18 protein-coding genes are annotated in these 18,561 nt (G+C 63.9%); 17 read left to right on the top strand and 1 reads right to left on the bottom strand.

Annotated elements, in window-relative coordinates; translation table 11 throughout:
• Nucleotides 1-9 precede the first annotated feature (9 nt).
• The 17 genes from JGU72_RS21405 (at nt 10) to JGU72_RS21325 (ending at nt 16,903) form a co-directional block, all read left to right on the top strand.
• The gene (locus JGU72_RS21405; protein WP_199686049.1) at nt 10-1,152 is read left to right on the top strand and encodes an amidohydrolase family protein; all 1,143 of its coding nucleotides are present in this window, start codon (nt 10-12) and stop codon (nt 1,150-1,152) included.
• Complete coding sequence (locus tag JGU72_RS21400; protein WP_199686048.1) at nt 1,149-1,916, top strand: lysophospholipid acyltransferase family protein; 768 nt, start codon at nt 1,149-1,151, stop codon at nt 1,914-1,916. The genes JGU72_RS21405 and JGU72_RS21400 overlap by 4 nt, the downstream gene beginning before the upstream one ends.
• A gap of 331 nt (nt 1,917-2,247) precedes the next feature.
• Complete coding sequence (locus JGU72_RS21395) at nt 2,248-3,117, top strand: MlaE family ABC transporter permease (RefSeq protein ID WP_199686047.1); 870 nt, start codon at nt 2,248-2,250, stop codon at nt 3,115-3,117.
• Nucleotide 3,118: 1 nt separating this feature from the next.
• A complete protein-coding gene (locus tag JGU72_RS21390; RefSeq protein WP_233532725.1) occupies nt 3,119-3,973 on the top strand; it encodes an ABC transporter permease in 855 nt (284 codons plus the stop codon).
• A 3-nt stretch (nt 3,974-3,976) separates the two neighbouring features.
• Nucleotides 3,977-5,254, top strand: coding sequence for an MlaD family protein (locus JGU72_RS21385; protein WP_199686046.1), 1,278 nt, complete (start codon nt 3,977-3,979; stop codon nt 5,252-5,254).
• Complete coding sequence (locus JGU72_RS21380) at nt 5,251-6,288, top strand: MCE family protein (protein WP_199686045.1); 1,038 nt, start codon at nt 5,251-5,253, stop codon at nt 6,286-6,288. Before JGU72_RS21385 ends, JGU72_RS21380 begins: the two co-directional genes overlap by 4 nt.
• A 5-nt stretch (nt 6,289-6,293) precedes the next feature.
• Entirely contained in the window at nt 6,294-7,328 is a 1,035-nt protein-coding gene (locus JGU72_RS21375; RefSeq protein ID WP_199686044.1) for an MCE family protein, read from the top strand.
• A gap of 5 nt (nt 7,329-7,333) precedes the next feature.
• A complete protein-coding gene (locus JGU72_RS21370) occupies nt 7,334-8,416 on the top strand; it encodes an MCE family protein (protein WP_374101142.1) in 1,083 nt (360 codons plus the stop codon).
• The gene (locus JGU72_RS21365; RefSeq protein ID WP_199686042.1) at nt 8,413-9,519 is read left to right on the top strand and encodes an MlaD family protein; all 1,107 of its coding nucleotides are present in this window, start codon (nt 8,413-8,415) and stop codon (nt 9,517-9,519) included. The genes JGU72_RS21370 and JGU72_RS21365 overlap by 4 nt, the downstream gene beginning before the upstream one ends.
• Nucleotides 9,516-10,769, top strand: a complete 1,254-nt coding sequence (locus JGU72_RS21360; RefSeq protein ID WP_199686041.1) for an MlaD family protein — start codon at nt 9,516-9,518, stop codon at nt 10,767-10,769. Before JGU72_RS21365 ends, JGU72_RS21360 begins: the two co-directional genes overlap by 4 nt.
• A 24-nt stretch (nt 10,770-10,793) precedes the next feature.
• On the top strand, nt 10,794-11,327 hold the full coding sequence (locus tag JGU72_RS21355; protein ID WP_199686040.1) for an Mce protein: 534 nt from the start codon (nt 10,794-10,796) through the stop codon (nt 11,325-11,327).
• Nucleotides 11,328-11,422: 95 nt separating this feature from the next.
• Complete coding sequence (locus JGU72_RS21350; RefSeq protein WP_199686039.1) at nt 11,423-12,091, top strand: TetR/AcrR family transcriptional regulator; 669 nt, start codon at nt 11,423-11,425, stop codon at nt 12,089-12,091.
• 107 nt (nt 12,092-12,198) lie between these two features.
• On the top strand, nt 12,199-13,368 hold the full coding sequence (locus JGU72_RS21345; RefSeq protein ID WP_199686038.1) for an FAD-dependent oxidoreductase: 1,170 nt from the start codon (nt 12,199-12,201) through the stop codon (nt 13,366-13,368).
• Nucleotides 13,365-13,958: a 2-oxo acid dehydrogenase subunit E2 gene (locus JGU72_RS21340; RefSeq protein WP_199686037.1), complete on the top strand. Its 594-nt coding sequence runs from the start codon at nt 13,365-13,367 to the stop codon at nt 13,956-13,958. Before JGU72_RS21345 ends, JGU72_RS21340 begins: the two co-directional genes overlap by 4 nt.
• Nucleotides 13,955-14,737: a P-loop NTPase family protein gene (locus tag JGU72_RS21335; RefSeq protein WP_199686036.1), complete on the top strand. Its 783-nt coding sequence runs from the start codon at nt 13,955-13,957 to the stop codon at nt 14,735-14,737. Before JGU72_RS21340 ends, JGU72_RS21335 begins: the two co-directional genes overlap by 4 nt.
• Nucleotides 14,738-14,747: 10 nt before the next feature.
• The gene (locus JGU72_RS21330) at nt 14,748-15,887 is read left to right on the top strand and encodes an FAD-dependent monooxygenase (RefSeq protein WP_199686035.1); all 1,140 of its coding nucleotides are present in this window, start codon (nt 14,748-14,750) and stop codon (nt 15,885-15,887) included.
• A gap of 8 nt (nt 15,888-15,895) precedes the next feature.
• Nucleotides 15,896-16,903: an LLM class F420-dependent oxidoreductase gene (locus JGU72_RS21325; protein ID WP_199686131.1), complete on the top strand. Its 1,008-nt coding sequence runs from the start codon at nt 15,896-15,898 to the stop codon at nt 16,901-16,903.
• Nucleotides 16,904-17,052: 149 nt separating this feature from the next.
• Here the strand turns inward: JGU72_RS21325 and JGU72_RS21320 are convergent, their stop codons facing one another.
• Nucleotides 17,053-18,561 carry an AMP-binding protein gene (locus tag JGU72_RS21320; RefSeq protein WP_199686034.1) on the bottom strand — a complete coding sequence of 503 codons (1,509 nt, stop codon included), beginning with the start codon at nt 18,559-18,561 and terminating at the stop codon, nt 17,053-17,055.

Raw genomic sequence — 18,561 nt, 5'->3', positions numbered from 1 at the left:
TGGGGTCTCGTGAACGACGACAAGCCCGCTACGACCTGGAGTCGTCGCAAATTACTGGGAACTTCTGCCGCGGCGGCGGCCGGGGTCGCAGGCGCGTCGCTGGTCGGCGCGCGCGCAGCAACCGCAGCACCGGTCGGCGTACGGACCAGCCCATTTCGTCGTGAGCAGCTGCCGAGCGGCAACTACCGCATCGACATGCACGCTCATTTCCTGCCGCCCGACTACCGCAATGCGATGATTTCGCGCGGCATGTTTACAGCCGGCGGATTCCCGTTGCCGCAGTGGTCGCCCGAAGCCGCGATCGGGTTCATGGACGCATACGGCATCCAGGCGCAAACGTTGTCGATCTCGGACCCCGGCGTAGGTTTCCTGCGCGGGCGCGAAGCGATAGATATGGCTCGCTATTGCAATTCGTACGCCGCTGACCTGTTTCGTTCGCACCCAACACGATTCGGTGGGTTTGCGGTGCTTCCTATGCCGGACGTCCTGGCGTCGATCGCCGAGGTCGAGTATGCACTGGACGTGTTGCATCTCGACGGCGTAGTCCTGTTGAGTGCATATGACGGCATCTACCTCGGCGACCCTCGCTTCGAACCGTTGATGATTGCGTTGAATGCGCGTAGCGCATACGTATTCGTGCATCCCGGATCGATTCCCGACGATGCCAAGCCCGCAACATTGCCCGATTTTCTCGTCGAGTACCCATTCGACACCACGCGCGCTGCGGCGACGATGATCACCAGTGGCACCATGAACCGCTATCCACGGATTCGGTTCCAACTGTCACATGCCGGTGGGACGGTGCCCTTCCTGTCGAATCGGCTAGGGCTACTGAGCAATTCTGTCGTCGGCCAGAATTGGCCTGCGGGCGTTCCCACTGTGTCACTTTTCGATTCCAAGCGCCTGATCGAGTCGTTCTACTACGACACCGCCCTGAGCGATGCGCCGGCCGAAATGCTCAGCGTGCTAGCCGTCACTCAGCGACAGCACATCGTCTTCGGCACGGACTGGCCCTTCGCATCGATCATCTACAACGGCGCCGGGGATCCCGCCCCGCAGTTGAGCGAAACGTTCAGTGCGGAAGAACGAGTCGAAATCGAGCGCACCAACCCGTTGCGAGAGCTGCCACGACTCGCAGCTGCAGTCGGTTGACACCGCCGGCGACGAAATTCGCGGCGGCCCGCAGATTCGGAATCGAGTACGTACGGCACTACCATCGCCTGGACCTCACGATTCCAGACGAAAAGTTCGACCAACCAGTACTTTTCGTCGCCAATCACGGTTTCGGCGGCCTGTTCGACTTGAACGCGCTGGCGACGTTGGCGGCCTTCGATGAAATGCAACTAGCGCGTCCCATCACGACCCTGACCCATCAAATGGCGTGGACTCTGAAGTTGGGGCACTTGCTCGAACCGATGGGTCTGCAACCTGCAAGTCGAGCGTCGGCGCAGGCAGCCTTCGAAGCGGGCCACCACGTCGCCGTCGTTCCCGGTGGCGACGCGGATGCCTTCAAGTCATGGTCGGATCGCAACCGGATCGTATTCTCGGGCCGGCGCGGATTTGCGCGGCTCGCAATGGAGTTGGGGGTACCGATCGTTCCGATCGTCACCGCCGGCGCCGGCGAATCACTGGTGGTCATTTCCGACGGCTCACGCGTAGCGCGCGCGTTGAAGCTGAACAAGCTCCTTCGGCTGAAGTGCTTTCCCGTATCCGTGTCTGTTCCGTGGGGTCTCAATGTCGGTGCTGTGGGGCTACTTCCCTATCTGCCATTACCCACGAAGCTATCGACGACAGTGCTGAACCCAATGAACCCACACTCTGCCGAGAGTTCGGACGAATTCGGCGCACGGGTGGAGACCCGGATGCAAGAAACTCTCACCACGATGACTCGCGACCGGACGCCATTGCTGGGGTAAGGGAGCACACGCCAACCACCGCAACTCACAACCGGAAGGAGGAATCGCAAAATGGGATCATCGAGCACATCATGGCTCACAGTGCTGATGGGGCTGTTCTCGTCGACGGGCAGCAGCATCGGGTTGTGAACCGGCCTAGCCTGATCTCAGCAGGCTAGGACGGCGAGATCATTATCTCAGGGGCTGCGCCCCCTGTGCGCGGTTAGCGGTCCCTGGACTTCCTAACCGCGCACGGGGCCACAGCCCTATTGACGCTTTGTCCTCCATGCGCTTAACCTGAGTCCGGTCCTTATTAGAGGATTATTCTAATTTGACTCGGGATGGCGGCGAAATGAGCGAACGCACTGTGGACATCCCACTGTCGACCGTTCGCGATCCCGCTCGTGACGAAATCCGATCCTGGGCAAACGGTTACGTGAAGCGCCACCCGCTCGCCGCGCTCGGCACCGTAGGTAGCCAGTTCGTACTCGGCGTACGTTCGTTCCAATATCTAGCGCTCGACATCGCGGGCCGCCGCTTTCCGTTCAAGGAATTCGTGCGGCAGGCAGCCTTCATGGCAGGCACGGCGGTCGTGCCCACGCTGTGCGTCGCCATCCCCATCGGGGTGACGCTGGCGATCCAGTTCGGTTTACTCGCTGGACAGGTCGGCGCAACGTCGCTGGCCGGCGCAGCCAGCGGACTGGCAGTGATACGGCAGGGCGCACCGATGGTCACCGCGATCCTCATGGCGTCGGCGGTCGGCTCGGCGATCTGCGCCGACCTCGGTTCGCGGCGCATCCGGGACGAACTCGACGCCATGGAAGTCATGGGCGTATCGGTACTGCGTCGCCTGGTTGTGCCGCGGCTTGCTGCGGGCATCGTCGTCGGTATCACCCTGACGGGCCTGACGTGCTTCGTCGGATTCCTCGCCGGCTACCTGTTCACGACTTTCGTCCAATCCGGCACGCCCGGAAGCTTCGTCGCGACATTTGCCTCTTTCGCAACCGTCGGCGATCTCGTGCTGACGCTCTTCAAGGCAGCAGTATTCGGAGCGATCGTCACAATTGTCAGCTGCGACAAGGGATTCTCGACCGAAGGCGGACCGTCCGGAGTCGCGAACTCGGTGAACGCCGCCGTCGTCGCATCGATCATTCAGCTGATGATCGTCAACGTCGTCTTCACCCAGCTGTACGTTCTCGTGTTTCCACGGAACGGGCTCTGAGATGGCAGCCACGTATTACCCGCTCGGCATCCGGCACGTTGTCGACTTCTCGACGGCCACACTGCGACCGATCATGCGGATCGGCTACATGGCGTCGTTCTTCGTACGTGCCGTGTGCTCCGTTCCGGTCGTGCTGCGGCACTACCGCGCCGAACTTGCCCGACTGGTGAAGAACGTGACGTGGGGCAACGGTTCGATCGTCGTCGGCGGCGGCACCGGCGCCGTAATCATCGTTCTCGGAGCGACTGCTGGTGCACTCATCGGAATCGAGGGCTACAACGCCCTGAACCTCATGGGGCTCGGACCCGCCACCGGACTCATCTCCTCGTTCGTATCGACGCGCGAGCTCGCGCCGATCATGGCGGCCCTCGCGTTCGCCGCGCAGGCGGGATGCCGGTTCACCGCACAACTCGGCGCGATGCGAATCGCCGAGGAGATCGATGCGCTGGAAACCATTGCCATCAGATCGATTCCGTATCTGGTCACCACCCGAATGATGGCGTCGATCATCGCCGTACTCCCCCTCTACGTCGTTTGCCTCGGGGTCAGCTACGTCGCGTGCCAGGTCGTTGTCGGTCTCGCCGGTGGACCGTCGTTCGGGACCTACCAGCACTACTTCGGCCTGTTCCTGAGCGCGTCCGATATCGCGTACTCGGTGATCAAGGCTGTGGTCTTCGTCCTCATCGCCGCAACGATCCAGTGCTACTACGGTTTCTACGCCTCGGGCGGTCCGCAGGGAGTCGGGATCGCGGCAGGGCGCGCAATGCGCGCTTCGATCACGCTCATCATTGTCACCAATACCCTTCTGACGATGGCTTTCTGGGGCGTCGACGCCGGTGCACGGTTCGGTGGTTGACCGATGCCGATTGCGCTCGAATCCGACGGCAGAATCCCGTCCGACCGCCTGCTTCTCCTGCGGGGAATCGTCGTGCTGATCGTTCTGGCGGTGACAGTCGCTGTGCTGGTGGAGAAGTCGAGCGGCAGTTTGAACAGTCGCGTCGTCGTGATCGCAGAACTCGTCGACGTCGGCGACGGGCTACCCGCCAAATCCGACGTGAAGTTTCGCGGCGTGCTCGTCGGCACCGTCCGTTCGGTGACGCCGGGGACCGACGGGCGCACTACCGAGGTGCAAGTCGACTTGAAGCCGGACTATGCAAGCGGCATACCGGAATCCGTCACCGCGCGAGTGGTGCCGAGCAACATCTTTGCGGTGTCGACGATTCAACTCGTCGACAACGGTCCGGCACCTGCCCTGCGCTCTGGCGCGCGAATCAAGCAAGACCCCAACGCTTCTACCGTCCAATTTCAAACGACCCTCACCAAGCTGCGCGCACTCGTAGCCGCGGCGGGACGCGAAGAGCCGAGCGCGGTGGTCGGCATGCTCGCCACGCTGGCCGCGGCAACCGACCGTCGGGGCGACGCGCTCGTCACCGCCGGTGCACAGTTGCGGACCGTGCTCGGCGAACTGAACCGAGTTGTCGCACCTGCAGAAACCGACTCGACGCTGACTGAGTTGACCGCGGCGCTCGACGAACTGCACACTGCTACACCCGACCTGCTCGAGGCGCTGCATCAGTCTGTGGTGCCGCTACGCACGGTCGCCGAGCAGAGCGCACAACTGAACGCTTTCCTCGCCGCGGGCCTGCGCACCACCGCCACAGTCGGCACTGCGCTGGACAACAACATCGAACGACTGATCGGTATCACCACCAACCTCGAGCCCGTGCTCGGTGTGCTGGCAGACAATTCCGGCGACTTCCTGCCCATAGCAACGCGACTCCGATCGGTGTCCGACAAGTTCATGACCGAATACTGGGATCCCGCACGCAACGTCGGGACCATCATGACGATCGTCTCGTTCACCCCCCACCGCCTCTACAGCAGGAGCGACTGCCCGCGCTACGGCGAACTGGCGGGACCGAGTTGTGCGAATGCCCCGGTCACGCCACAGGCACCGATACCGCCGCTGACGGCAACACCGGCAGCCTTCGGTGGCAACGTCGGATCAGTAGGTAGTAGCGCCGAGGCCGAACAATTGAGGCGAATAGTGGGCGGAAACGTCACGGCGGCAACAACTCTCCTGCTCGGGCCGCTTGCACGGAATACCGTTGTAAACATCCAGGACGGAACCCGATGAGCATCCGGGGGCCACTGACCGGGCTGATCATCTTCCTGGTGATCTCGCTCGGCGCGACGTGGCTGGTGTTCACAACACTGCAGCGCAACGTGAGCGGCCCGACCGACTCGTACACAGCCGTCTTCACCGATGTGTCGGGTCTGCGGGTCGGCGACGACGTGCGGGTCGCGGGCGTGCGTGTGGGCCGTGTCGATTCCATCGCACTCGACGGGACGCTCGCGAACGTGGAGTTCCGAATTCAGCGAGACCAGGTTGTCCACGCAAACACCAAGGCTGCCATCGTCTATCAGAACATCATCGGCCAGCGGTACGTCGGTCTGTCGAGAGGTCCGGACGGCTCAGCCGCTCCGCTGGAGCCCGGTGCCACCATTCCGCTGGAACGAACCGAGCCGTCGTTCGACATCGCGCTGCTCTTCAATGGGTTCGAGCCGCTGTTCAGCGTGCTCGATCCCGATCGAGTCGACGCGCTCACCGAGGCGCTGATCCAGGCGATGCAGGGCAGGACCGGTGCCATCACCACGCTGGTAGCTCAAACCACCACGCTCGCAGAAACTCTTGGGGGTCGTGATCACATTCTCGGTGATGTCATAACCAATCTCGACGCGGTCGTTGCACACCTCGCAGCGCAGAGCGGCGACCTCTCTTCGATTATCGAACAGACCCGCCGCATTTTCACCGAACTCGGCACTCGCCGAACCGAGCTGACATCAGCCGTCGAGTCGTTGGCCGACGTCGGCGGCCGCACATCGACTGTGTTGCAGTCGATTCAACCCGACCTCGACGAACTGCTCACGCGCGAAACAGGATTCACCGGTCACGTGCTTGCCGACCCGAGCCGCCTAGCGTATCTCGGCTTCAACCTCCCGCTCGCTCTCAAAGGGCTCGCACGCGTCAGTCAGAGCGGCAGCTACGTCGATACATACGCCTGCAATATCGATGCAAACCTCGTTCCTGCTCTGTCCCAGCTCATTCCGACAATTGTCGCCACCGCCACGCCGGGCGGCGTGCCACGACACTCACCGATCTGTAGGTGACCACCATGAGACGACCATCGTTCAAGACCCGACCTTTGGAGCGCTACTCGAAAATCAGCCTCGGCGTCGTCGCGCTCGTCGCGGTGATGCTCGTCGTGGCAGCTGTCGTTGTGACCGGAAACCTCGGACTCGGGACCCAGTCCTACACGGCGGAATTCCTGCAGGCGGCGCAGATTCGACCGGGCGACGATGTGACGGTCGCTGGGATCAGTGTCGGTTCCGTCGAGGGCGCACGGCTCGACAGTGACCACGTACTCGTCACGATGCGGATCGACGACGACGTCGCGATCGGTGCCGACACACTGGCCGCGATCAAGCTGACGACCCTGCTCGGTTCTCGCTATATCGAACTCCAACCGGCAGGAGACGTTGCGCTCCCCGACCGGCGCATACCGCTGAGCAACACGTCGGTGCCCTACGACCTGCAAGCCGCATTGCGCGACGCGACAACCACATTCGAGCAGGTAGATACGAAACGGATCGGCGAATCGATGACGCTGCTCGCCCAGCAACTCGAGGGAACTCCCGCACTCGTACCCCAACTGCTCGGCAACATCGGCGCTCTGTCCGAGGTCGTCGCCGACCGACGGGACGAAATTGGATCGCTCCTGGCCGGCACCGACCGGATCGCCGGCTTGATCCGCAGTCAGCAGGGCGACCTGGGGGCATTGATCGTGCAGGGTCGCGAGTTGCTGCTCGAACTCCTGAATCGCCGTGCCGCCCTGACCGGACTCTTCGATTCCACCACCCGCCTGGTGCACGCACTGCACGAGGTCGTCGTCGACGACCAGCCACAGGTCGATCAAATGCTGGGCGAACTGGCCGAGCTCTCCGGCCTCATCGCGCGACATGACGATTTGCTGCGCAACATCTTCCAGATTCTGCCCGTGCCGTTCCGCAACATCGCGAACGCAAGCGGGACCGCCAACGACATCGATCTCAACGCTCCGGCAGGCCCACTGGTCGACGCATGGATGTGCGCGGTCAGCGGCCGAGCCCAGCAGTTGAATCTTCCCGAGTACCTCCAGGACTGCCAATGATGCGCATGGCCCTGTTGATCGCGATCGCACTCGCGGGTGTCGGATGCTCTTCGGCTCCGACGCCGTTCGGCGACAACACCTTCACCGTGACCGCGCGGTTCGATTCAGCGGTCGGTCTGTACGAGGGCAATGCCGTATCCGTTCTCGGGATACCGGTCGGTGAGGTCGAGTCCATCGACGCGCGGGGTACGCACGTTGACGTCCGATTGCGACTCGGCGGCGGCACGCAGATCCCGGCGGACGCCCAGGCAGTCACAGTCTCGACCTCCGTCCTCACCGACCGGCACATCGAGCTGACGCCGGTCTACCGCGGCGGCCCAGAGCTGGGCGACGGTGACATTATCGGTCTTGCCCGCACGAAGACGCCCGTCGAGTTCGAGCGGGTGTTGGCGATGCTGGACTCGCTGTCGACCGAACTGGGCGGTGACGGCGACGGACAGGGTCCGATGGCGACGTTCGTCGACGTCGGAGCGGCGGCCACCGCTGGCAACGGCGAACAGCTCCGCGTTGCGCTCGATCAGTTGTCGCACGCACTACGCCTCGGAGCCGACGGCGGGGCCGCCACACGGGACGCGATCACGTCGATCGTCGGCAACCTCGACGCGCTGACAGTTGCGGCAGCGGACAACGACACCGTCGTCCGCGAATTCGGTTCGAGCGTCCGGCAATTGAGCGACCTCGTCGCAGACCAGAACATCGGCACAGGCGACACCGGCGCCGCCTTGAACAGAATCGTCGAGCACACGCTGCTGTTACTGCGCGACAATCGCGACGAACTTCGCTCGACAATCACCGACTCGACCACGATCACGACAGCGATGTCGGACTTCCGGCGCGAGCTCGCGGAGTTCTTCGACGTCCTCCCCCTGACCCTCGACAACGGGTACAACGTTGTAGACCAACAGAATCGAGCAGTTCGGATTCATGCGCTGACCGACAAGATTCTGTTCGACGGGCAACTCGTCAAAGAGGTGTGCAACGTTCTCGGTCTTCGCCAACTCGGGTGCAGCACCGGTACTCTGCGCGACTTCGGACCCGACTTCGGACTTGTGTCGATGCTCGAAGCGATGGAGCAGATGCCGAGATGACCGCACTATCGAAGAAGCTGGCGCTCGCGACCACGATTGCAACCACGTTGTCGGCGACGGCATGCGCAGCGGGCCTGCAAAGCCTGCCACTGCCGGCGCCCGGAGTCGAAGGCGACACGTACGAACTGCAAGCCACGTTCGCGAATGCCCTCAACCTTCCCGCGAAGGCGAAGGTCCGCCTCTTCGGCGCTGACGTCGGCGAGGTCACGTCGATGACAGCTGTCGACTACAGCGCCGTCGTGCAGCTGCGAATCGATGCAGCAGTACACCTTCCGGTCGGCACCACGGCCGAGTTGCGCTCCGCTACTCCGCTAGGTGACGTTTTCGTCGCCGTACGTCCGCCGAACGATGTGCCACCCGCAACACCGATTCTCGCCGACGGCGACGCGATCCCGATCGAATCGACATCCGCTGCCGCGACAATCGAGCAGGTGCTCTCCGCCCTCTCGCTCGTCGTGAACGGCGGTGCAGTCCGAAACCTCACCAAGATTCTCAACGGCGCGGGCACGGTAGTGGACGGATCGGGCGGAAATCTCGGTGAATTGATCGACGACGCAACACGATTGATTTCCACGTTGTCGAGCCGGTCCGAGGACATCGCCGCGGCGCTCGAACGCACCGCCGAATTGACGGCAACCATAGGGGCCCAGCAGGACTCGGTTCATGCGGCGCTCGCGGCCGCAGCACCCGCATTGAAAGCCGTCGCCGACAACAGCGCCGGCATGACAGACCTCGCTGTGCTGGTCGACCACGTCGCCACCCAACTGTCGACATTCCCGTCTCTCGCCGGGACCGATTCGCGCAGCACGGTCGATGACCTGAACACATTGTCCAGCGCACTGAACGCAGTGAGCGTCGACCCACGCACAAGCCTCGGCGCGATCGGCAACATTCTCGGACCGGTCGTCAAGATGCTCAGCAGCACTGCGGGTCACGCCGACCTGGACGTACGGCAGTTCGTTGCCGGTGTCGTGCCGGATCCGAACTCGCCCGGCGATCCGGGCAGCCGACTCCCCGAGGTGGGTGACCTGTCCGCGGCTGCCGGAACGCTGACCTACACCCTGCTGAAGTTGCGCGACCGAGTGCTCGGGCCGCCCCGATGACCGATCGTCTCGCTCGCGCAGTCGTACGGCTGAGCCGTTTCGTAACCCGGCACATGACCGGGGTGTCGAGCCTCGCGCTCCTGGTCATCCTGCTGCTCGGAACTGCCTACCTGTCGTTCGGCGCCCTGCGGATCGACCCTTTCCGGCCGAAATTCCACGTGACGATCGAGCTGGCCGGGTCCGGCGGCCTTCTCGCAGGACAGGACGTGACTCTGCGCGGTACGCCGATCGGCCGAGTCGTCTCGGTTGCCTTCAGCGAAAGCGGTGTGGTCGCAACCATCGCTATAGACGGCGACGTCCGCATTCCGGCAGACACCGTGGCCACCGTTTCTGCGCTGTCGCCTGCCGGCGAGCAATATCTCGATTTTCGTCCCAGCACCGACGACGGACCGTACCTGCATGACGGCTCGGTGATCGCTGCCGACCGGACCGAGACGCCGGTGCCCATCGCCACTGTGTTGACCAGCATGGAGGGCTTGGTCGCACAGATCGATCCAGCCAAGTTCGAGACGATCGTGCAAGAACTCGGCGTTTCCGAGGCCGGACCCGAGAAGTTGGGCGCAATCCTCGACGGGGGCATCTGGCTGATTTCCACACTCGACGGCGTACTTCCGCAGACCGTCGACCTACTACGCAACAGCCGCACGGTTCTCACAATGTTGCACGACACCGGACCGGGTCTGCAGGCCACAGCCGACAATCTCGCAGGCATCCTCTCGGGCGTGTCGGCATCCGCGGGTGGTTATCGCACACTGCTCGACAACGGTCCGCAGTTGTTGTCCGCGGTCGACGACGTTATTGCCGACAATTCACCGACCATGGTCGCGTTGCTCGGCAACCTCGCGACCGTCGCACAGTTGTCCTACGTGCGAACGCCGGCACTGGTGGCACTCTTTCCCGATCATCGGGGCTCGACCCTCGACGCGATCGGCCTCGCCCTGCGCGACGGCGGATTCTGGGTGACCTCCGATATCTATCCCCGCTACAGCTGCGATTACGGCCTACCGCGACAGCCACCCGCGATTCCGGACTATCCGGAGCCGTTCCTCTACACGTACTGCGACAACTCGGACCCGAGCGTGCTCGTGCGCGGCGCGCGCAACGCACCACGCCCGCCTGGCGACGACACTGCCGGCCCTCCGGCCGGCGTCGATCCACGAACACGTGCAAACCCGACACCGACAGGTCCCCTGTCCATTCCGACCCCGTACGGCGGGCCGGATCTGTCGAACCTGACCCCACCGAACTGACACATGTCGGCAAAGGAGAAAGCAATGACGGTCATCGATAGGCCCATCGACAAGGCCCCCGTCACGAAGGCCAGACGGTTCTCCCGCAAGCCCCTTGCAACCGTAGCTGTGGTCGTTCTGATCGGGGCGCTGATCGCGCTCTCTGCGACTCTCGGCTGGAAGTTGCACCAGCGCAGTCAGATCGATGAAGCAGCGCGGGAAGCCCTGGACACGGCCCGTACCTACGCGGTCACACTGACGAGCATCGACACCGGCGCCTTGGAGCAGAATTTCACCGCCGTTCTCGACGGCGCAACAGGCGAGTTCAAGGACATGTACAGCCAATCGAGCACCCAGCTTCGGCAACTCCTGCTCGACAACCAGGCGGCCGGCCACGGCACCGTCGTCGACGCAGCGGTCAAGTCGGCGACGAGGGACCGGGTCGAAGTTCTGCTGTTCATCGACCAGTCCGTGACGAACACCGCGAACCCCGATCCACGAATCGACCGTAGCCGCGTATCGATGACCATGGAGCGTGTGGACGGGCGCTGGCTCGCAAGCAACGTGGACCTGCCGTAGCGAAACCCGGCCCGGCAGGCGGACATCACATGGACGCCCGGTCATACTGGAGCTCAAGCGTCCGGATACGTCGTCGAGCAGCCGAGGGGAACGTGATGGTGAGCAAGGCCGCGGCCAAACCCGCACACAAGGCCGAACCCGTTCGTCGCGCGCGTCAGGCCCGCAGCCAGGAAACGGTCGATCGCTTTCTGGATGCCACCGAGGAACTGCTGCACGACAAGCTGTTCCACGAAATCGGCGTCATGGAAATCATCGAGCGGTCGGGCCGTACTGTCGGTTCCTTCTACGCCCGCTTCGACGACAAGTACGCAGTGCTCCGCTTGCTCCGCGAGCGGACGGAGGAGCGCGCGCGAGGCGTCCTTCAGGACGTGACGAAGCCCGAGCGGTTCGCAACGGCGACGGCCGAGCAGATCGTCGACGCGATGGTGCACGCGATGATGGCGACCTACCGCGACATGGGCCCGGTCTATCGCGCGACCGCTGCGCACGCCTGCGTCGACGAGGAGTTCCGGGAGCACCGCCAGCAGATCTTTCATCTTGTTGCCGATCGGTACGCGGGTTTGCTCGAGCCGCACCGAGAACGAATTGCTGCCGCGGATCCGGAGCGGGCAATCGATCTCGGCTTCAGCCTTATGGTCGGATTGCTCGACCAGAGAATGCTTTTCGGCCCACTGGGGCTTACCGACGTGAGCGATGACGACCTGGCCGACGAATTGGTCGCGCTGGCGTCGAACTTGCTTCAGCTGACCCCCGTGCGCGGTTAGCGAGCCAGGCACTCCTTAACCGCGCACGGGCATTGACGGCGCGACCACCACGTCTTAGGCTGCTGACAGAACAAATTTAGAATGTTCCTCTAATTTTACGAGGTGTCATGAAACGTGTTGCCGTCATCGGAGCCGGCCCCGGAGGTATGAGTGCCGGATTGGCTCTGCACAGGGCGGGCTTCCAGGTCTCGATCTACGAGCGCCGGGCAGCGGTCACCGCTGCCGGTTCGGGGTTGAGCCTGACCACGCCACCACTACTCGTCCTGCGGAACCTCGGCGTCGACATCGACGATCTCGGCGCACCCGCACGACTCGGGTTCAGCCGCTTCGACGGGCGCCCACGTGCCGAGTTTCCCGCCATCCCTGAGCTGGAAAAGGACTTCGGTGCAACGTTTTTCGGGTTGCTACGGCCTGACCTGTACGAACGTGTCCACGCAGCTCTCCCGCCCGGCATCCTGCAGGCAGATCGCCGGTGCGTCGGTTTCGAACACGACTCTTCCGGTGTAGAACTGTTTTTCGACGACGGCGGGGCAGCCGAAGTCGACCTGCTCGTCGGGGCCGACGGCATCAACTCGATCGTGCGGCGAACGCTGCACGGCGAGGCCCCGCTCACCTACCACGGCTTTCACTGTTGGCAGGGTTACTGCCAGCTCGACGGGCCCGACAGAAGCTTCGGGCGAATCTGCCACGATCGCGACTCGCAAGCCAGTTGGTCGCCGATTCTGCACAAAGGCCAACCGGCCTGGCAGTGGTGGGTTCTCGAACCGTGGCAGCAGGGCGTTGCGTTCACCGGCGACGCCAAAGACCACCTCGAACGCAAGTTGAGCGGCTGGATCAGCCCACTCGCCGACCTCGTGCGCGCCACCGACCCCGAGCACATCCTGCGACGCGAAATAGTCGACCGCCCGCGGCTCCGCAAGTGGTCGAGCGGTCGGGTGACACTGCTCGGTGACGCCGCGCATGCCACGTCGCCCTACGCCGCGTACGGGGCGGGCATGGCGATCGAGGACGGCTACTACCTCGCACGGCATCTACGGGGGCAGACGCTCGACGACATCGGCGCCATCGGTCGGGCACTTGCCGCCTACGAACGACAGCGCGAGGCCCGCACTGCGCAGACCGCCTTGTTCGCCCGCACCCTGGGCCGGATCTACCACACCAAAAATCCAGTACTGCAACGGCTTCGCGACGCGGCGCTCGATCACAGTCGCATTCCCGAACGACTTCTGATAGCCGGCTATACCCGATCACTTCGAGCAGAGCTGGACGCCATATGACACGCGCAGGAGCACTGTCGCCTTTGCGAAAGGCTGTCGCGGCGACGATGACGGCTAGTGCCGCGATCCCACAATTCACACTCGAGGCGCGCGCGTGCGTTCCCGTTCGGCCGGACTCGAGCGTCGAAGACGTCGTCATCGCCTCGGCCGCACGGGCACTCGCTGCGCACCCACGCCTCAACGCGTCGTTTCGCGACGGGATCGACGAGCACTCGAAGATCAACGTCGGCGTCGCCATTGCACTCGACGACGGCATCGTCGCACCCGCGATCTTGGGCGCAGACACTCTGTCGCTCAACGATATTCGTTCCGAACGGCGCCGACTGGTGACGGCTGCGCGTAGCGGCACCCTGCGCCCGGCCGAGCTGTACTCGTCGACGTTCACGATCTCGAATCTCGGCGGTCATGGCATACCGCGATTTCAGGCTCTCGTCATCCCGCCGCAGGCGGCCATTCTCGCAGTCGGTGCTCTGAGCCGGCGAAACCGGATGTGGCTCAGCCTCTCCGTCGATCACCGCGTCACCGACGGCGTTCCTGCGGCGCGCTTTCTCAACGATCTCATCGGCTTTATCGAAGGAGAACTCGAATGAACCAGGTCAAGTTCCTCACGGCATGCCGCCCCATGCCACACGTGAGCCGATTCGAGATGCATCGGTACTGGGACGAACACCATCTCCCACTGTCACTGCGCGTACGGCGTGCCCTCGACCTGCTGCACAAGGAACACGCGTACACGGTCGAGGACTACCTCCTACACGACGAACTGTGGGGTGACGGCGCCGAGGATCCGGTCGGCTACGACCAGGTCGGCGTCCACTGGCTCAACGCAGACACGGCGCCCGCGACCCTGACATCGCCGCCTGCCCAGCAGGCTATGCGCAAGCTCGGCGTCGACGAGAAGCACATGACCGACCTGACTCGGTCACCATCGTGGTTTGCCACCGAACACGTTGTGTACGAACGTGGCCCGGGCCGGACCGTCGCGCTACCGGGAGGTCCGTATCTGAAGTTCTACTCGGGTTGGTATGCCCGCACCGACGTGGGCCGGGACGGCGCCCACGCCGCCTACCGTGGGGAACACGGAAGCCTCATCACGTCGCTCGCGACAGATCTCGGGCTCGCGCGGTACGTACAGAACGTCAATATCTACGACCCGACGATCGAGCATCTATCGAAGACCGTTCGTGGCACGGTGGCCGACGCCTTCGACGGTCTCGACGAATTCGTCTGGCTCCGTGACGATCTGATCCGTGCACTCGACACACCGGAGGGCAAGCAAGCGGCGAAAGCGATCCGCGAGAGTCAGAACACCTTCGCCGACCGCGCCACGTCGCCGAGTTGGTTCTCCGTCGAACGAATCCTGTACTAGGACCGCCACCGTGAAGATCATCGTGATCGGTGCCGGCATCGGGGGCCTCTTCGCCGGAATCACGCTGCGTGAGGCGGGTTTCGACGTCGACGTGTACGAGCGATATCCGGAGCCGCAGCCGGTAGGCGCAGCCTTGACCATGTGGGCGAACGCGCTCAAGCTGTTTCAGCGCTACGACATGCTCGAGCAGGTTCTCGAGGACGCGGGAACATTCGAGTACTCCGAATTCCGTACCTCCACAGGGCGCACACTCATGCGAGTGTCGTTGGACCAGTTGGTCAATCGCTTCGGAATGCCGATGGTGTGCATGCACCGCCACCGCGTGTCGGACACGTTGCTCAGCCGCTTCGGCACACAGCGGTTGCACCTGGGCAAGGAGCTTGTCGGGGTCGACCAGAGTGGCGACGGTGTGCGAGCGCATTTCGCGGACGGCGAGTCAGCGACCGCGGACGTGCTGATCGGGGCCGACGGCGTGCATTCCGTCGTCCGGTCGCTCCTGTTTCCCGGCACCGAACCGCACTACGACGGTCAGGCGGTGTGGCGCGGGATGGTTGCAACGACAGACGTTCCGGATACATCCTTCGTGGCGTTCGGGCGCGGTAGCCGCGCAGGCTGGAGCCCGATGGGTGGCGGACTCGTGTACTGGTTCGGCGCTCGCTTCCAACCGGCAAATGCGCCGGACCGTTTCGGAAACATGAAGCGCGACCTGCTCTCCGAGTTCGGTGAGTGGGCAGAGCCGCTGGGCCGACTGATCGAGTCGACGCCGCAAGACGCGATAGTGCGCAACGACGTGTACGCCCTTCCCAAACTTCCGTCGTGGACCACCGGACGCGTCGCCTTGCTCGGCGACGCGGCGCACGCGATGGCGCCGCACGTCGCCCAGGGCGCCTGCCTAGCCGTCGAGGACGCAACGGTGCTCGCGCTACGCCTGGCGGCCGCGCGCTCGCCTGAGGAGGGACTGCGGCGCTACTCGGCCGAGCGGGTCGAACGGGTCGGTGAGGTGCTGGACGAGGCGAAAGCGGTCGGGCGACTCGCTGCAATGAACGGTCCCGTCTCGTCACGGCTCCGCGATCTCGCAATGCGCCTGACCCCCAACAAAATGTTCATCGAAGGCTTTGCGAAGCCCGCAGGATACGAGGTAGTTGGATGACGAACGACCTGAAACTGGGTATGACGGTTGGCTATTGGCAGAAGCACCCCGAGGACCTCACCGATACCGTCCAGGCCGCCGAAAGTCTCGGCTACGACAGTGTTTTCACCGCCGAGGCGTACGGGTCCGACGCACTGACCCCGCTTGCGTGGTTCGGCGCGCGTACGTCGAAGATCAAGCTCGGTACGGCCGTCACCCAAATGTCTGCTCGCACACCGACTGCCACGGCGATGCACGCGCTCACCCTCGACGGGCTGTCGGGTGGCCGCCTGATACTCGGAGTGGGCGTATCGGGTCCCCAGGTCGTCGAAGGCTGGTACGGACAACCGTTCGGCAAGCCACTTGCCCGGACCCGCGAATACATCGACATCATGCGCCAGGTCTGGGCACGCGAGAATCCGGTCACCGGCACCGGTCCGCATCACCCGATCCCCTACCCGGGCGGGACCGGCCTCGGAAAGCCCCTCAAGTCGATCGTTCACCCACGCCGAGCCGACATTCCGGTGTACCTCGGCGCGGAGGGGCCGAAAAACGTCGCACTCGCAGCAGAGATCGCCGACGGCTGGATCCCCTTCTTCCTCGACCCCACCCTCGTCGACCAGATCTACGGCCCGTCGTTGGCAGGTCGACCGGCGAACTTCGACATCGCCGCACCCGTCACCACCGTGGTCACCGACGATCTCGACAGCGCCCTGACGATCGCGAAACTGCCACTGGCGCTGTACATGGGCGGAATGGGCGCGCGGGAACGCAACTTCCATCTCGACCTCATCGGCCGGCTGGGCTACGCCGACGCCGCACAGAAGGTTCAGGAGCTGTTCCTCGCCGGACGCAAAGAAGAGGCCGTCCGAGCCGTGCCCGACGAATTAGCCGACGCGACATCCCTTCTCGGCCCGATCGAGCGGATCAAGGAACGCATCCAACTCTGGCGCGACTCCCCCATCACCACCATCTTGATCGGCGGCGTCCGTGACGAGCCGACCCTGCGGGCCCTCCGCGACGTCATCTTGGGCTGACGCAGCCGCCTAGTCCTTCCCGGCCCCGCCGCCACCCGCGCGAGTGTGCAGTTAATTGCGGAAATCGGATGATTTCCGACAATAACTGCACACTCGCGCGGGGGCGGGGTGGCAGGCACCGCGAGCGGCGGAGGGTCCCGCCGATCCGGTCAGACCCTCCGCTCCGCACCCTGCCAGAAGTAGTCGCGCACTTCACGCTTCAGAATCTTTCCGACGCTGCTCCGCGGCAATTTCGGCCATATCTCCACGCGCTTCGGCGACTTCACGCCGCCCACCAGCGCCTTGCAGTGCGCGATCAATTCGTCGGGATCCAGTGTTGTATCCGGCAGCAGTTCGACGACTGCCGTCACCACCTCGCCCCAGTGCGGGTCGGGCGTCCCGACGACGGCACATTGCGCCACCGCCGGATGCGCGAGGACAGCTGTCTCCACTTCTGCCGAGAAGACGTTGAAGCCGCCGGTGACGATCATGTCCTTCTTGCGGTCGACGAGGTAGACGTAGCCGTCCTCGTCGATGCGGCCGACGTCGCCGGTGTGGTGCCACCCGTGTGCGCGAACGGACGGATCCGGATCACCGAGATAGCCCTCCATGACCAGCGCACTCCGGATGACAACCTCCCCGATTTCTCCCTGCGGCAGCAACGTTCCGTCCTCAGCCATCACGGCCACCCGCGCCACGATCGATGGCCGGCCGCACGAGGCCAAACGATGTGGGGCTTCGGCCAGCGCGGTGACGTGGTCGGCGGCAGTGAGGACGGTGCAGATCATGGCCGCCTCGGACTGTCCATAGAGCTGAACCATTTTCGGGCCGAACACATCCAGTGCCTGCCTGAGTTTCTCGGGCGCCATCGGTGCCGCGGCATAGACGAAGGCGCGCAGCGACGAATAGTCGCGACCTCGGACGGTCGGGTGCGCGAGCAACATGTAGATCGCGGTCGGTGGGAGGAAAAGGAACGTCACGCCATCGCGTTCCACGGCGTCGAGAATGGCGCCGGGATCGACCGTGCGGTGAATGAGAATCGTTCCTCCGCATGCCAATACCGGAAAGCACAGAATTCCCGCCGCATGCGTCAGCGGCGCGGCAGCCAGATACACGGGTGGCGACCCGATGTCGACGTGAGCAAGCAGTGCGGTCGTCATCGCCTCCACGTTGCGCGAACTTGCCACGAGAGCCTTGGGTCGCCCGGTGGTTCCACCGGTAAATCCGAGAATCGCCTCGCGCCGCGAATCTTCCAGCACGTCGGGTATCTCTGCCGTCCCGCTCGGCATCGCGTCGAGGGGAATCGACCACGTCAGGGTAGGGACCGCCTGCACGAGCAGCTCGGCAACGTCTTGCAGCACTGGATCGTAGAACAGCACCGCACATTCGCCAATTGTGAGCTGCTCGGCCAGTTCTACCGGCGTTGCCCGCACATTGGCGGGAATCCATGTCGCTCCGCTGCGCAGCACTCCCAGCACGGCGGTGAATGCGGCCGCGGAATTCGGCGCGAGGATCGCGGCGCGGGAGCCGCTCCCAATTCCGCCCTCGAGGAGTCCTGCCGCGATGTTGTGCGACGCCGCAACGACTTCCGAGTACGTCATGCGCTCGTTGCCGTCGATCAGGCAGGTTCGCTCGGGCGCAAGCAGGGCACCTCGGTCGAGGTAGTCGATCATCCGCAT

The sequence above is a fragment of the Antrihabitans auranticaus genome (assembly GCF_016481275.1).
GTDB lineage: Bacteria > Actinomycetota > Actinomycetes > Mycobacteriales > Mycobacteriaceae > Antrihabitans.
Note: the sequence above shows the minus strand (reverse complement) of the source record. Positions and strands in the feature narration are given on the sequence as shown.

Coding starts and splice junctions, on each gene's coding strand:
- JGU72_RS21355 (WP_199686040.1), top strand. CDS start 10,794: ATGACGGTCATCGATAGGCCCATCGACAAGGCCCCCGTCACGAAGGCC.
- JGU72_RS21395 (WP_199686047.1), top strand. CDS start 2,248: ATGAGCGAACGCACTGTGGACATCCCACTGTCGACCGTTCGCGATCCC.
- JGU72_RS21370 (WP_374101142.1), top strand. CDS start 7,334: ATGGCCCTGTTGATCGCGATCGCACTCGCGGGTGTCGGATGCTCTTCG.
- JGU72_RS21385 (WP_199686046.1), top strand. CDS start 3,977: ATGCCGATTGCGCTCGAATCCGACGGCAGAATCCCGTCCGACCGCCTG.
- JGU72_RS21365 (WP_199686042.1), top strand. CDS start 8,413: ATGACCGCACTATCGAAGAAGCTGGCGCTCGCGACCACGATTGCAACC.
- JGU72_RS21320 (WP_199686034.1), bottom strand. CDS start 18,561: ATGCGGATGATCGACTACCTCGACCGAGGTGCCCTGCTTGCGCCCGAG.
- JGU72_RS21345 (WP_199686038.1), top strand. CDS start 12,199: ATGAAACGTGTTGCCGTCATCGGAGCCGGCCCCGGAGGTATGAGTGCC.
- JGU72_RS21375 (WP_199686044.1), top strand. CDS start 6,294: ATGAGACGACCATCGTTCAAGACCCGACCTTTGGAGCGCTACTCGAAA.
- JGU72_RS21335 (WP_199686036.1), top strand. CDS start 13,955: ATGAACCAGGTCAAGTTCCTCACGGCATGCCGCCCCATGCCACACGTG.
- JGU72_RS21380 (WP_199686045.1), top strand. CDS start 5,251: ATGAGCATCCGGGGGCCACTGACCGGGCTGATCATCTTCCTGGTGATC.
- JGU72_RS21340 (WP_199686037.1), top strand. CDS start 13,365: ATGACACGCGCAGGAGCACTGTCGCCTTTGCGAAAGGCTGTCGCGGCG.
- JGU72_RS21390 (WP_233532725.1), top strand. CDS start 3,119: ATGGCAGCCACGTATTACCCGCTCGGCATCCGGCACGTTGTCGACTTC.
- JGU72_RS21360 (WP_199686041.1), top strand. CDS start 9,516: ATGACCGATCGTCTCGCTCGCGCAGTCGTACGGCTGAGCCGTTTCGTA.
- JGU72_RS21350 (WP_199686039.1), top strand. CDS start 11,423: ATGGTGAGCAAGGCCGCGGCCAAACCCGCACACAAGGCCGAACCCGTT.